11 protein-coding genes and 1 riboswitch are annotated in these 13950 nt (G+C 72.7%); of the genes, 7 read left to right on the top strand and 4 right to left on the bottom strand.

What is annotated here, in order from left to right; translation table 11 throughout:
* Positions 1-15 precede the first annotated feature (15 nt).
* The 3 genes from Afe05nite_RS22035 to Afe05nite_RS22025 all read left to right on the top strand — a co-directional run bounded on the left by Afe05nite_RS22035 (position 16) and on the right by Afe05nite_RS22025 (position 5780).
* Positions 16-2571 carry a helix-turn-helix transcriptional regulator gene (locus Afe05nite_RS22035; protein WP_203819049.1) on the top strand — a complete coding sequence of 852 codons (2556 nt, stop codon included), beginning with the start codon at positions 16-18 and terminating at the stop codon, positions 2569-2571.
* A gap of 66 nt (positions 2572-2637) precedes the next feature.
* Positions 2638-4992 carry a tetratricopeptide repeat protein gene (locus Afe05nite_RS22030; RefSeq protein ID WP_203819048.1) on the top strand — a complete coding sequence of 785 codons (2355 nt, stop codon included), beginning with the start codon at positions 2638-2640 and terminating at the stop codon, positions 4990-4992.
* Positions 4993-5087: 95 nt separating this feature from the next.
* Positions 5088-5780 carry a hypothetical protein gene (locus Afe05nite_RS22025; RefSeq protein ID WP_203819047.1) on the top strand — a complete coding sequence of 231 codons (693 nt, stop codon included), beginning with the start codon at positions 5088-5090 and terminating at the stop codon, positions 5778-5780.
* On the opposite strand, the gene Afe05nite_RS22020 is transcribed toward Afe05nite_RS22025, so the two are convergent.
* Positions 5781-6452 (bottom strand): tetratricopeptide repeat protein, encoded by a 672-nt coding sequence (locus Afe05nite_RS22020; RefSeq protein ID WP_203819046.1) that lies wholly within the window; start codon positions 6450-6452, stop codon positions 5781-5783.
* A 101-nt stretch (positions 6453-6553) separates the two neighbouring features.
* On the opposite strand from Afe05nite_RS22020, the gene Afe05nite_RS22015 reads away from it, so the two are divergent.
* From Afe05nite_RS22015 to Afe05nite_RS22005, 3 genes are all read left to right on the top strand, one after another.
* Positions 6554-6838 (top strand): hypothetical protein, encoded by a 285-nt coding sequence (locus Afe05nite_RS22015; RefSeq protein WP_203819045.1) that lies wholly within the window; start codon positions 6554-6556, stop codon positions 6836-6838.
* Positions 6839-6846: 8 nt separating this feature from the next.
* The gene (locus Afe05nite_RS22010) at positions 6847-7440 is read left to right on the top strand and encodes a cadmium resistance transporter (RefSeq protein WP_203819044.1); all 594 of its coding nucleotides are present in this window, start codon (positions 6847-6849) and stop codon (positions 7438-7440) included.
* Positions 7441-7521: 81 nt separating this feature from the next.
* Complete coding sequence (locus Afe05nite_RS22005) at positions 7522-8283, top strand: oxidoreductase (protein ID WP_203819043.1); 762 nt, start codon at positions 7522-7524, stop codon at positions 8281-8283.
* 21 nt (positions 8284-8304) lie between these two features.
* Here Afe05nite_RS22005 and Afe05nite_RS22000 read toward each other — a convergent pair whose 3' ends face one another.
* From Afe05nite_RS22000 to mgrA, 3 genes are read right to left on the bottom strand one after another with little or no spacing between them, the layout of a single operon-like run.
* Positions 8305-8862: a nucleotidyltransferase domain-containing protein gene (locus tag Afe05nite_RS22000; protein ID WP_438868626.1), complete on the bottom strand. Its 558-nt coding sequence runs from the start codon at positions 8860-8862 to the stop codon at positions 8305-8307.
* 16 nt (positions 8863-8878) lie between these two features.
* Positions 8879-9535, bottom strand: a complete 657-nt coding sequence (locus tag Afe05nite_RS21995) for a nucleotidyltransferase domain-containing protein (RefSeq protein WP_203819042.1) — start codon at positions 9533-9535, stop codon at positions 8879-8881.
* A 42-nt stretch (positions 9536-9577) separates the two neighbouring features.
* A complete protein-coding gene (gene mgrA, locus Afe05nite_RS21990) occupies positions 9578-10573 on the bottom strand; it encodes an L-glyceraldehyde 3-phosphate reductase (RefSeq protein ID WP_203819041.1) in 996 nt (331 codons plus the stop codon).
* Between the two features lie 51 nt (positions 10574-10624).
* Positions 10625-10715, top strand: a riboswitch (glycine riboswitch).
* 75 nt (positions 10716-10790) lie between these two features.
* On the opposite strand from mgrA, the gene gcvP reads away from it, so the two are divergent.
* Positions 10791-13595 carry an aminomethyl-transferring glycine dehydrogenase gene (gene gcvP / locus Afe05nite_RS21985; RefSeq protein ID WP_203819040.1) on the top strand — a complete coding sequence of 935 codons (2805 nt, stop codon included), beginning with the start codon at positions 10791-10793 and terminating at the stop codon, positions 13593-13595.
* Positions 13596-13950: the final 355 nt, after the last annotated feature.

The raw sequence follows: 13950 nt of genomic DNA, 5'->3' as shown, positions 1-13950 counted from the left end.
CTCTAAATTTCGAGCGTGACTGAGATCGTGGGCCGCGACACCGAGCTCGCCACGTTGGCCGCCTTCCTGGCCGGTGCGGGCGGGGCACTTGTCGTGCGGGGCGACACCGGGGTCGGCAAGAGCGCACTCGTCGACAAGGCGGCCGCGGCCACCGGTGGGCGGGTGCTGCGGTCGGTCGGCACCGAGGCCGAGTCGGGGATCGCCTACGCGGGGCTGCATCAGATCCTCTATCCGTTGCTCGCGCATGCCGACGGCCTCGACGACGGCACCCGGGCCGCGTTCGACACGATCTTCGGGCGCGGGTCGGCGGAACCGCCGTCGGTGCTGGCGCTCGGCGTGGCCGTACTCGATCTGCTCGCCCTGGCCGCCGGCCCCGCACCGTTGCTGATCGTCGTCGACGACGCGCACTGGTTCGACGCCCAGTCGGTGGCGCTCGGCACGTTCATCGCGCGGCGCCTGAGCGGTCACAACGTGCACCTGCTGGCCGCCGTCCGCGCTGAGGTGGCCTCCGGCTGGGACGTCGCCGGCCTGCCCGCCCTGCCGGTGCCGCCGCTCGCCGCCGCGGCGGCGTCCGTTCTGCTCGCCCGCACCGCGCCCGACCTCGGGGAGGCCGCCCGCACCGAGATCCTGCGGGAGGCCCAGGGCAATCCGCTGGCCCTGGTGGAGTTGCCGCGGGCGGCCGGTTCGGCCGACGGCGGGCTGGCCGGGCGACTGTTCGGGGCGCGGATCGCGGCGTTGAGTCCGCCGGTCCGCGCGTCGCTGCTGCGGGCTGCCCTCGACGGCGCGGGGCGGTTCCGTTATCGGCTGTCGGGGGTGGCGGAGGCGTTCGAGAGCGGGCTGGTGACGGCCGACCCGGGCAGTGGCGACGTGGTGTTCCGGCATCCGCTGGTGCGGTCGGCGTTGCTGCGTTCGGCCACTCCCGACGAGCGGCGGGCGGCTCATCTCGAGCTGGCCGAGCTGCACGAGCAGGACGCCGAGCGGTATGCGAGGCATCTGGCGGCGGCCACCGTGGACCCGTCCGAGGAGGTCGCCGAGGCGCTCGAGGTAGCGGCTCACGTGGCGAGCGAGCGGGGCGGCGCGGCGTCGGCGGTGGCGATGCTGACCCGGGCGGCCGAGCTCAGCCCGGAGGCGCCGGAGCGGTCGCGGCGGCTGGCCGAGGCGGCGTTCGTGGCGGCGCAGGCGGCGTTGCTCGACGAGGCGCTGGAGCTGGCCGAGGTGCAGTCGCCGGCGGCCGTGCTGGCGTCGGTCTATTCGGCGTTCTACCGCGACGGGGACGTGCGGGCGGCGCACCGGCGGGTGGCCGCGGCGCTTGCCGGCGCGGTCGAGCCGGACACCCGGGAGCGGCTGCTCGACCTGCTGGTGGCGATCAGTCTGTACTCGCAGGATGCCGAGTTGTGGCGGGTGACCGAGGGACTGTTCGACCAGGCGGGGCCGCTCAGCGAGATCTACCGGGACACCATGGGTGACGTGGTGCGCACCGGTCAGGGGGCGGTGGAGCGGGTCCGGGCGGCGTTCGCGCGGGTCGGGGCCGGCCGGCCGTGGGATGTGATGCGGCTCGGCGTCTCGGCGTACTTCGTGGACACGCTCGCCGAGCATCGGGCCATCGTGGAGCGGGTGGCGACGCGGGAGTTGCACGGCGGGGCGGTCACCAACGCCATGACGCTGCTGCAGCTGGTGATGCTCGACCAGATGGACGCGGGGGAGTGGGACGACGCGCTGGCGACCGGGCGGCGCGGTCTGGAGTTGACCATCGAGCACGAGTACGCGCTGTTCGAGCACCAGTTCTACGGCTACATCGGGTTGGTGCACGCGTGGCGCGGCGATTTCGAGGCGGCCGGGCGGGCCGCCGACCGGCTCGATCGGTGGGCCCGGCCGCGGGGGGTCGGCTATCTGACGGCGGTGGCCGAGGCGATCGGTACGGCGGCGGGGCTCACGTCCGGCGACTACGAGACGGCGTACGCGTACGCCAGTGGCCTGAGCTCGCCGGGCACCTTCACGCCGTACTCCCATCAGTCGGTCCGCACGTTCCTGGACCTGATCGAAGCGGCCGTGCACACCGGCCGGGTGCCGCAGGCCCGCGCCCATGCTCTCGCCGCCGTGGCGGCCGGTCTGCCGGCGCTCTCCGAGCGGCTGGACTTCCTGGTCGCGGCGGCGCTGGCGATGACCGACTCGCCGGGTGCGTCGTTCGAGGCGGCGGTGGCCCGGCCGGCGGCCGGGCGGTTCCCGTTCGAGCTGGCCCGGGTGCGGCTGGCGCAGGGCATGTGGTTACGGCGGCAGCGCGCGCACACCGCCGCGCGGGCCGCGTTGTCGCTGGCCGACGCGGAGTTCGAGCGGCTCGGTGCGGGTCCGTGGGCGGCGCGGGCGCGGGTGGAGCTGCGGGCCGGTGGGCCGGGTGCCGCGCTGACCGCGCAGGAGCGCGAGGTCGCCCTGCTGGCGGCGGGTGGGCTGAGCAACAAGGAGATCGGGGCGAAGCTGTTCCTGTCGCCGCGCACCGTCGGCGCCCATCTCTACCGGGTCTTCCCGAAGCTGGGCATCTCGTCGCGGGCGTCGCTGCGGGACGCGCTGTCCTGACCGTCGCGGACCGGGTTGCGGACCGGGGGGCACAATTGACGTTCGACCGCGATCCATGGGGGATGGATGACGTTCGCGACACCGCCCGAGCCGTCCGCTGACGACCTCGCGGAACGGCTGCGGCTGCTGAAGGTGTGGGCGGGCGACCCGTCGTACGAGACGATCAAGGACCGGATCAACGCGGCCTGGACCGCGGCCGGCCGCCCGGCCGGGGAGCTGGCCCGGCGGTCCACGGTGGCCAACTGTTTCACCCCCGGGCGCCGGCGCTTCAACGCCGACCTGGTGGTCGCGATCGTGACGGCGCTGCACGACGACCCGGGTTACGTGAACCAGTGGCGGCAGGCCCTGCAGGGGTCCGCCGGTCAGGTCCGGGTGCAGGACACCCTGCCGGCCGGCGTGGGCACCTTCACCGGCCGGGCCGCCGAGCTCGACCGGCTCCTCGCCGCCGACACGGTGCTCATCTCGGCGCTCGACGGGATGGCCGGTGTCGGCAAGACCCAGCTGGCCCTGCACGCCGGACACGAACTGCTGCGTTCGAAGACGGTCGACCGGGTGCTGTTCGTCAACCTGCGGGGCTTCGACCCGGCCCACCCACCGGCCGACCCGGCCGCCGTGCTCGACGGCTTCCTGCGCCTGCTCGGCCTGCCCGGCCAGCAGATCCCGTACGGTCTGGCGGCCCGGACCGCGGCCTACCGGGCCCGGCTGTCGGGCCACCGCGTCCTGGTCGTGCTCGACAACGCGGCCACCGCCGAGCAGGTCCGGCCCCTGTTGCCGCTGACGTCCGGCTGCCGGGCCGTGATCACCAGCCGCCGTGACCTGTCGCTCGCCGCCGCCGCCCAGCTCACCGTCGAGGCGTTCACCCCGGACGAGGCGCTGGTCTTTCTCGCCGCCGCGATCGGTCCGCTCGACGACCCCGGCGCCGCCGCCCGCATCGCCCGGCGCTGCGGTTACCTCCCGCTGGCGTTGAGCCTGATCGCCGCGCACATCCGCAACCGGCCCGGCTGGACCCTCGCCGACCACGCCGACCGGCTCGACGACCGGCACCACGACGGCCGCCTCGACAGTGACGTCGAAGTCGCCATCACGCTGTCCTACCAGCACCTGCCGGCCCCGCAGCAGCGTCTGTTCCGCCTGGCCGCGTTACATCCCGGACAAGACTTCGACGTGTACGCGGCGGCCGCGCTCACCGACACCGAGCTGGACACCGCGCAGTCCTGGCTCGACGACCTGTGCCGCGATCATCTGCTGCAGCCGGCCGGCACCGCCCGTTACGCCTTCCACGACCTGGTTCGCGCGTACGCCGCCGGCCGCGCCCACGACCAGGACCCGCCGTCGGCCCGCCGGGACGCCCTCACCCGGTTGTTCGACCATTATCTGGCCACCACCGCGGCCGCCATGAGCACGCTCTATCCGACCGAGGCGGGCCGGCAGCCGTACGTCGCGCCGTCCGGCACCCCCGCTCCCGACCTCACCGATCAGGCCGCGGCGGTGGCCTGGCTCGACCTGGAACGCGCCACCCTGGTGTCGATCACCGCCGAGGCCCCGCCCGACCTGACGATCCGGTTGGCCCGCACGCTCGTGCACTATCTGACCGGCGGTTACCGGTCCGATGCGCTGACCGTGCACAGCAACGCCCTGAGTGCCGCCCGGGCCGCCGGGGACGAGCAGAACGAGGCGTGGGCGCTGAACAACGTGGGCTGGGCGCACCTCGGCCTGGGCGTGGACGGCTGGGGGGCCGGCTATTTCCGCCAGGCCCTGACCCTCTACCGGCGGCTCGGTGATCCGGCCGGGCAGGCCCGTGCTCTCGGCTACCTGGGCATCGCGGCCGAGCGTTCCAGCGGCATCGAGGACGCGATCGGCTACAAGCGGCAGGCCCTCGAGCTGTTCCGGGCGGCCGGGGACCAGGTGGGCGAGGCCCGCGCCCTGAACGGCCTCGGGGTGTCCCTGCGCTGGGCCGGCCGTTACGACGAGGCGATCGGCCTCTACGAGCAGTCGCTGGCCCTGGCCACGGCGACGGGCAACAAGTACGGCATGGTCCTGGCCATGAACAACATCGGCGAGCTCGAGGCCATCGCCGGCCGTGAGGAGCCGGCCCGGGAGCACCTCGCCCAGTCCCTGGACTGGGCCCGCCAGATCGGCAACCGGGCCGCCGAGGCCGCGGCCCTGGACAGCCTGGGCACGCTGCACACCCGGATCGGCCGGCCGGGCGACGCCCTCGGTTTCTTCCGGCAGTCGCTGACGATCCTGCGGGAGACGGGCGACCAGTACTCCCAGACGCACGTACTGAACAGCATGGGTGAGGCGGCCCTGGCCGCCGGCCGGGACGCCGCCGGCTATTTCACCGAGGCCCGCACCATCGCCACCGACCGGGGCATCCGCGACCAGCAGGCGCGGGCGCAGGTCGGCCTCGACCGCGCCTGAGACCGCGTTACTCGTTCGTTATCGGCGAGTCCCGAACCGACCCGGCCGGCGACGCATCACACCCCACGAACCCCTGCCGGAAAGGAACACCCTCGATGCGCCGCTTCGCCCCGATCCTCGCTGTCTCCGCCCTCGTCTGCCTCTCCGCCGCCTGCGACAACGGCACCACCGAGCGGGTCGGTGGCGCCGCCGCACCGGTCGGTGGCGGCTCGTCCGCCCCCGCCCCCGCTTCCGAACCCGCCTCGGGCCTCCCGCCGGTCGGCGGCACGGTCTCGCCGACCCCGCGGGCGTCGTCGAGCGCGCCGGTCGACGCCCCGACGAGCCGGCCGGCCCGCACCGACACCGCCGATCTCACCATCGAGCCCGACCACATCGGACCGTTGAAGATCGGGATGAGTCTCACCGCGGCCCGCAAGACCGGTCTGATCGTCGTCAGCGCCGCTGACAGCGCCGGCGACACCTGCAGCTATGCCCACTGGAAGGGCCAGTCGAAGGACGCCGGCATGGTCTTCAACGGCCGGTACGGTCTGCGCGCCCTCAGCTCGTTCGGCAACCAGAAGACCCCGGCGGGCATCCACCCCGGCAGCACCCTGGCCGCCGTGCGTGCCGCCTATCCCGGCTTGACCTGGCGTATCGACGGCGACGAGATCCCGGACGCCAAGCGCACCGACGGCGACGTGATGGTCGACGTGGTCAAGGGCGACGGCGCGCATTACCGGATCAACGTCCAGAAGAGCAAGGTCACCGACATCGATCTGGAGAGCGATCGGACGGGCTGCTACGAGTGATCAGATGGTCGCGCGGGCCTGCTGGATGTGGCGCTTGACGGCGTGGGCGTCGTGCGCGTCGGCGAGGGCCTCGGCCTCGTCGAGGGTGGCGAGCGCGTCGGCCCGGCGGTCCTGGGCGGCGGCGATGTAGGCGAGCCCGACCAGGTTGGACGCCACCCCGGGCAGGGCCCCGATCTCCCGGCGCAGGCGGGACGATTCCGTCAGCTGCTCGCGCGCCTCGTCGAGCCGCCCGGCCGCGTGCGCCTCGATGCCCAGGTGTCGCAGCGCCTCGGCCCGGGTCCGTTTGTCGCCCGTCCGCTCCGCGAGCCGGCTGGACCGTTGCAGGTGCGGGGTAGCGGTCCGGTGGTCGCGCCGGATGAACTGATGCACGCAGCCGATCCAGAACTCGGCCTCCGCCTCACCCCGCGCGTCGCCGGCGGCTTGATACAACTCGAGCGCGCGCTCGAACAGGGGTAGCTCGGCCGGATCCTCGACCGGCGTCACACCGGCCGGTGGGGAATCGGCCGGCGCGCTCTGGAAGGCCGCGTGCAGAAGCCGGCCGCGCGCCAGCGCCACATCGGCCTCGACCGCGTCCAGGCCCCTTGCCGCGTCCCCCAGCGCACCGGCGTCACCGCTGTAGACGACCCGCTCGTAGATCTTCCTGGCGCGTTCGATCCGATCGTCGGTGCTCATCGCCGCCCCCGCTGGCCTCGCCCGGTGTTCGCCCGAGGTTACCCGCACCCCGATCACTAATTCGCTGTCGGCCGTACCGAGCGCGGTGATAGACAACCGGGGTGGACAAGCCTTTGGAGTTCCTCGATCTGCGGCGGCGGCTGGTCGGCGAGCGGCCGGTCGCCTTCACCGCCTCGCCCAGCCCCGAGTGGGCGCTGTCCGACCTGCGGCGGCGGCTGGGCTCGGCCCGTCGCGACTGGAGCACCAAGGCGCCTTCGCACCCGTGGTCGTGTCCGTGCGGGCGGGGTCCCCGCGGCTGGCCCCACCGGCGGGGCAGCTACCGGTCGTGGTGCGCCAAGTCGACGCGCATCGCCGGCCGTCGTGGCGTGCGCAGCGGCCGGCGTTAGCTCGTCCGGTGGACCTGGGCCTGCTCGGGCAGGCGGCCGGCCTGTTCGCCGTGACGAACGTCGACGACATCCTGATCCTCGCCCTGTTCTTCGCGCGGGGCGCGGGTGGCCGGCACACCACCCGTTCGATCGCCGCCGGTCAGTACCTCGGTTTCGCCGGCATCCTGGTGGTGTCGGTGGCGGCCGGGTTCGGCGCGACCTTCCTGCCCGCGCGGGTGATCCCCTGGCTGGGTCTGTTGCCGCTGGCCCTGGGCGGTAAGGCGGCCATCCAGTCGTGGCGGCACCGCCATGACGAGGACGACGAGGGCGAGACCCGGCCGGGCGGTCCGCGGGCGGTCGAGGTCGCCGCCGTGACGTTCGCCAACGGCGGCGACAACATCGGCGTGTACGTGCCGGTCTTCGCCACCGCCGGTAGTGCCGGGACGACCGGCTATGTGGCGGTCTTCCTGGTGCTGGTCGCGGTGTGGGTGGCGGCCGGCCGGTTCTTCGCCACCCGCCCGCTGATCGCCGGGGCGCTGAGCCGCTGGGGGCACGTGCTGCTGCCGGTCGTCCTGATCGGTCTCGGCCTGCTGATCCTGATCGACGGGGGCGTGCTCGGCTGACTCGACAGCAGTCGTTTGACTCATTCGCCACGGCCGACCGTTTCTCTAGTGTCGTGGGCAACGACGACGGAGGGACAGCGCATGCAGGGGAAGACGGCGATCGTCACCGGGGCGAGCAAGGGGATCGGGCTGGCGGTGGTGCGGGCCCTCGCGGGGGCCGGGGCGACCGTGCTCGCCGCCGCGCGCAGCCGCACGTCCGAGTTGGAGACGCTGGCCGAGGCGGGCGGGGTGCGCTGGGTGGGGGCCGACCTGACCGACCCGGCGGCGCCGGCGGCCCTTCTCGAGGCGGCCGGCGGGGCGGTCGACGTGCTCGTCAACAACGTGGGCGCGGCGCCGACCCGGACCGGGGGCTTCCTGTCGGTGAGCGACGCCGAGTGGCAGCGCACGCTCGAGCTGAACCTGCTGTCGGCGGTTCGGATGACCCGGGCCGTGCTGCCGTCGATGCTGGAGCGCCGGAGCGGGGCGATCGTCACGGTGGCGTCGCTCAACGCGAGCCTGCCCGATCCGCTGGTGATCGACTACAGCGCGGCCAAGGCGGCGCTCGTCTCGTTCTCCAAGGCGTTGTCCAAGGAGGTCGCGGCGAAGGGTGTGCGGGTCAACACGGTCAGCCCGGGGCCGGTCGAGACCGATCTGTGGCTGGGTGGTGCGGGCGTGGCCGCCACCGTCTCGGCCGAGGCCGGACTGCGGCCGGAGGAGGTTGTCGCCGGGGCGCTGGCGCAGATCCCGAGCGGGCGGTTCTCCACTCCCGACGAGGTCGCGCAGGCGGTCCTGTTCCTGGCCGGCGCGGGCAACATCACCGGCAGCGACCTGGTCGTCGACGGCGGGATGCGGCCTACCTGGTGAGCGGGAACGGCTTCCGCAGGGTCATGCCACCGTCTCCAGCCGGGTGTGCACCAGCAGGTCGTGCAACGCCGCCACGGCCGCGGGGGACGCCTCCGCGGGCAGACCGGAGGCGTCCCGGGCCACCTCCAGCTCGGCACGCAACCGGGGCACCTCCCGGTCCAGCAGGGCGGACACCCCGGCGGGGAGACGTCCGTGCTCCGCCGCGCGCTTGGCGGCGATCAGATCCGGTACGTACCCGAGGTCGTCGCCCAGCACCGCGAGATCCGTCTCCAGGCGCCCGGTCCGCATCAGGTGGGCGCCGGTGAGCAGCACCCGCAGCGTGTAGAGGGCCGGCTTGAGCCCGCCGGACGAGCGGAACAGTTTCTCCTGCCCGGCCGCGAAACCCAGGTAGTGGTGGGCGTGCCCGGTCGTGATCAGCCCCGCCGCGAGGTCTTTCAGCGCGTCGTGCACCGGGGACGTCACCACCACCAGCGGGGACAGCAGTTGCTCCAGCACGTAACCGTTGCGGCTGTTCAGCAGGCGCTGACGGTGGCGAAGATCAGCGGGTAGGGGAGCTGGGTGGCCACGGAAGCGGTCCAGGTGGGGACGGTCAAGGTCATTTCAACCCCTTCTCCCGTACGTCATGAAGCAGTTGATCGATCGCCGCGTGATCCGGGGAGTCGGGCAGCCGGGTGTCGTTCGCGGCGGCGGTGAGGTCTTCCTGGAGTGCCTCGGCCCAGGTCGTCACCTCGTGCCAGGGCAGCTCGCCGCGCTTGACCGCCAGCAGCCGCTCGCGCCACGGGCGGACGTCGACCAGGACCTCGCCGGTCCGCAGCACGTGGGCGCCGGCCATCAGCAGTCGCAGCATGTGCATGGCCTGTTTGTGGTTGGTCACGCCGGTGCGTTCGCGGCGCGCGTCGACCCGGTGGAGCTGGTCCCGCGCGTACGATCCGTAGCTGGCCGCGACGCGCCGGGAGAGGAACGCCCGGCGCACCGACCGCAGGGCCTCGCCGTCCTCGTCGAGGTGCTCGACGACGGGCGACCAGAGCACCTCGAGAACTGTCGGGTTGGCCTGCAGGGCCAGCACGCAGAACCGCTCGATCTCCCACGAGAACTCCTCCGCCCGCGGCCCGTCGAGGTGGGTCGGCGGCTTGGTCAGGCTCCAGAAGGCGCGGGTCGGCGCCACGAACACGCCCCGGCGGTCATGGTCGGACCCGGGGCCGTCGAGGCCGTACGCGCGGGAGCCGACCACGACTCCGAGGATCTGGATCACGTCCGGGACGGTACCGGCCGCACCGGCCCGGACGGGACCGATTTACCGGTCGAGGACCGTGCCGTCGATCTCGTCCAGTTCGTCGGCCGACAGCGGCAGGTTGTTCAGCGCGGCGACGTTGTTCTCCAGCTGCTCGACGCTGCTCGCGCCGATGATCAGGCTGGTCATCCGCTCGTCGCGCAGCGCCCAGGCGAGGGCCATCTGGGCGAGTGACTGGCCCCGCCGCTTGGCGATGTCGTCGAGGGCGTGGATGCGGGCCATCGTCTTGTCGTCGAGGGCGTCCTCGTTGAGGAAGACGCTGGTGCGCACCCGCGAGTCGGCGGGGATGCCGCCCAGGTAGCGGTCGGTGAGCAGGCCCTGCTGCAGCGGGCTGAACGCGATGCACCCGGCGCCCGCCTCGGCCAGGGTGTCGAGCAGGTCGTCGCGTTCGATCCAGCGGTTGAGGATCGAGTAGGACGGCTGGTGGATCAGCAGCGGCGTGCCGAGCTCGCGCAGGATCCGGGCGGCGTCGGCGGTCTGCGCCGCGGTGTAGTTGCTGATTCCGACATAGAGGGCCTTGCCCGCACGCACCACGGCGTCGAGGGCCGACATCGTCTCCTCGAGCGGGGTGTCCGGGTCGGGCCGGTGGTGGTAGAAGACGTCGACGTAGTCGAGGCCGAGCCGCTTCAGCGACTGGTCGAGCGAGCTGACCAGGTATTTGCGTGAACCCCACTCGCCGTACGGGCCGTCCCACATGTGGTAGCCGGCCTTGGTCGACACCACCAGCTCGTCGCGGTGCGCCGCGAGGTCGGTGGCGAGCAGCCGGCCGAAGTTCGACTCGGCGCTGCCGGGCGGCGGCCCGTAGTTGTTGGCCAGGTCGAAGTGGGTGACGCCGAGGTCGAACGCACGGCGCACGATGTCCCGCTGCCGGTCGAGCGGCCGGGTGTCGCCGAAGTTGTGCCAGAGGCCGAGCGAGATCGCGGGCAGTCTGACTCCGCTGCGCCCGGCACGCCGGTAGGTCATCGAGTCGTAGCGGTCCTGCGCGGGGGTGTAGGTCACACCCCCACCCTACGATGGGGGGTTTTCACCAAGATCACTGGTAGTTTGGTGGGCAGCCATGCGGGAGAGTCCAGTCAAGTGCTGGCGCCGAAGGGGCAAATCCTCCCCGGAACCTCTCAGGCAAACGGACCGTGTGGGCTACGCGACTCTGAAATACCCGTGCGTGGGTGTGACAGAGGGGGAGGCCGCCTTGTCGACCTCTCCTTTAGGAGCCGCCATGACGTTCGCATCCCGGCACATCGGTCCGGATCCGGACGAGCAGGCCCACATGCTCAAGGCCATCGGATTCCCGTCGCTCGACGCCCTGATGGACGCCGCGGTCCCCGAGGTGATCCGCTGGACCGAGGCCCTCGACCTGCCGGCCGCCGCCTCCGAGGAGGAGACGATCGCCGAGCTGCGCGAGATCGCCGCGCGCAACGTGGTCGCCACCCCGATGATCGGGCTCGGCTACCACGGCACCCACACCCCCGCGGTGATCAAGCGGAACGTCCTGGAGAACCCCTCCTGGTACACCGCCTACACGCCGTACCAGCCGGAGATCAGCCAGGGCCGGCTCGAGGCGCTGCTCAACTTCCAGACCATGGTCACCGATCTCACCGGGCTGACCACCGCCAACGCGTCGATGCTCGACGAGGGGACGGCGGTCGCGGAGGCGATGACGCTCGCGCGCCGTTCCGCCAAGGCGAAGTCCGAGGTGTACGCCGTGGACAGCGACACCCTGCCGCAGACGCTGTCGATCCTGCGCACCCGGGCCGAGCCGCTGGGCATCCGGATCGTGCTGGTCGACCTCGACGCCGGCGAGCCGCTTCCCGCCGAGTTCTTCGGCCTGCACCTGCAATACCCGGGGGCCTCCGGCGCGGTCCGGGACCACGCCTCGTACATCGCCGCCGCGCATGAAGCCGGCGCGCTCGTCACGGTCGCGGCCGACCTGCTCGCCCTCACCCTGCTGCGGGCGCCCGGCGAGATCGGCGCGGACATCGCGGCCGGTACCACCCAGCGCTTCGGCGTGCCGCTCGGCTTCGGCGGGCCGCACGCCGGTTACCTGGCCGTCCGCGCCGGGCTCGAGCGCTCGCTGCCCGGCCGGCTCGTCGGGGTCTCCAAGGACGCGGACGGCGCACCCGCCTACCGGCTCGCCCTGCAGACCCGCGAACAGCACATCCGCCGCGAGAAGGCGACCAGCAACATCTGCACCGCGCAGGTCCTGCTGGCCGTGATGGCCAGCATGTACGCCGTCTACCACGGGCCGGACGGCTTGCGGCGGATCGCCGAGCGGACCCACGAGCACGCGCTGACGATCGCCGGGAGCCTGACCGCCGGCGGCATCTCGGTCCTGCACGACGCGTTCTTCGACACGGTCACCGCGGTCGTGCCCGGCCGGGCCGCCGACATCGTGGCCGCGGCCGCTTCGCACGGCGTCGACCTGCGGCTCGTCGACGCCGACCGGGTCTCGGTGGCGACCGACGAGACGACCACCGCCGCGCACGTCGAGACGGTGCTCGCGGCCTTCGGCGTACCGGTCGCCGCCGCCGCGGCCTGCGGGGCCCAGCCGCTCGGCCGGACCACCGACTTCCTCACCCACCCGGTGTTCCGGACCCACCGCTCCGAGACCAGCATGCTGCGCTACCTGCGCAAACTGTCGGACCGGGACTACGCGCTGGACCGGGGCATGATCCCGCTCGGCTCGTGCACGATGAAACTCAACGCCACCACCGAGATGGAAGCGGTGACCTGGCCCGAGTTCGCCGACATCCACCCGTACGCCCCGGCCGCCCGGACGCAGGGCTACGAGCACCTGGTCTCGCAGCTGGAGGCGTGGCTGGCCGAGATCACCGGGTACGACGCGGTGTCCGTACAGCCGAATGCCGGCTCGCAGGGTGAGCTGGCCGGTCTGCTGGCCATCCGGGGTTATCACCGCTCCCGCGGTGACCTGGAGCGGAACGTGTGCCTGATTCCGTCGAGCGCGCACGGGACGAACGCGGCAAGTGCCGTGATGGCCGGCATGCGGGTCGTGGTCGTGGCGTGCGACGCCGACGGCAACGTCGACATGACCGACCTGTCCGCCAAGATCGCCGCACATCGCGATGCGCTGGCGGCGATCATGGTCACCTACCCGTCCACCCACGGGGTCTACGAGACCTCGATCTCGGACCTGTGCGCCGCGGTGCACGAGGCCGGCGGACAGGTCTACGTCGACGGAGCCAACCTGAACGCGCTCGTCGGCTACGCGAAGCCGGGCAAGTTCGGCGCCGACGTCTCGCACCTCAACCTGCACAAGACGTTCTGCATCCCGCACGGTGGCGGCGGACCCGGCGTCGGGCCGGTCGCGGTGCGCGCGCACCTCGCCGACTTCCTGCCCGGCGACCCGGTGCTGGCCGGCGAGCACCACGCCGTCTCGGCCGCCGCCCACGGCTCGGCCGGCATCCTGCCGATCTCGTGGGCCTACCTGCGGATGATGGGCCCGGACGGGTTGGCCGCCGCGACCGGCGCGGCCGTGCTCACCGCCAACTACGTGGCGTCCCGGCTGCGCGACCACTACCCGGTCCTGTACGCGGGCGCCGGCGGCCTGGTCGCCCACGAGTGCATCCTCGACCTGCGGCCGATCACCAAGGCGACCGGAGTCAGCGTCGACGACGTCGCGAAGCGGCTCATCGACTACGGCTTCCACGCCCCGACGATGTCGTTCCCGGTGGCCGGCACGCTGATGGTCGAGCCGACCGAGAGCGAGGACCTGACCGAGCTCGACCGCTTCTGCGACGCGATGATCGCGATCAAGGAGGAGATCGACCAGGTCGCCGCGGGCGAGTGGCCGGCCGGGGACAACCCGCTGGCCAACGCCCCGCACACGGCGGCGGCGGTCACCGCCGACGAGTGGAACCACCCGTACCCGCGCTCGATCGCCGGTTTCCCCAAGGGCGTGGACCGGACCGCGAAGTACTGGCCGCCGGTGCGCCGCATCGACGGCGCCTACGGCGACCGCAACCTGGTCTGCTCCTGCCCCGCCCCGGAGGCCTTCGAGGACTGAGTCCGGCTCGCCCGGACCCGGAGAACTCGCCCGGACACCGAGAACTCGCCCGGACACGGAGAACGGGAGCCCGGCCATGGTTCGGCCGGGCTCCCGTTCCGGCTGCCGCACGCGGCGCCACGGTAGCGTCGACGCGTTGATGGTCGCGGAGCGATCCGCGGCGCGGGCGGCAGAACATGCGGTTTGTGGGGCGCGGGGTCGGTTTCGGGCGCGAGGGATCGGCGCCCGCCGCAAGTCGTCGTTGTTCGCGGGGTCCAGAAGGGAACGGTCAGTGATGCTCGGCATTGAGCTGAAGAGTCACGCGGCTACGCTCGGTAGCGGCGGCTGGCTCAGGCCGGGCGGCGACGGTGCCGTC

The sequence above is a fragment of the Paractinoplanes ferrugineus genome (genome assembly GCF_016862195.1).
Taxonomy (GTDB): Bacteria; Actinomycetota; Actinomycetes; order Mycobacteriales; family Micromonosporaceae; genus Actinoplanes; species Actinoplanes ferrugineus.
This window is presented reverse-complemented; position numbering and strand designations above follow the sequence as displayed.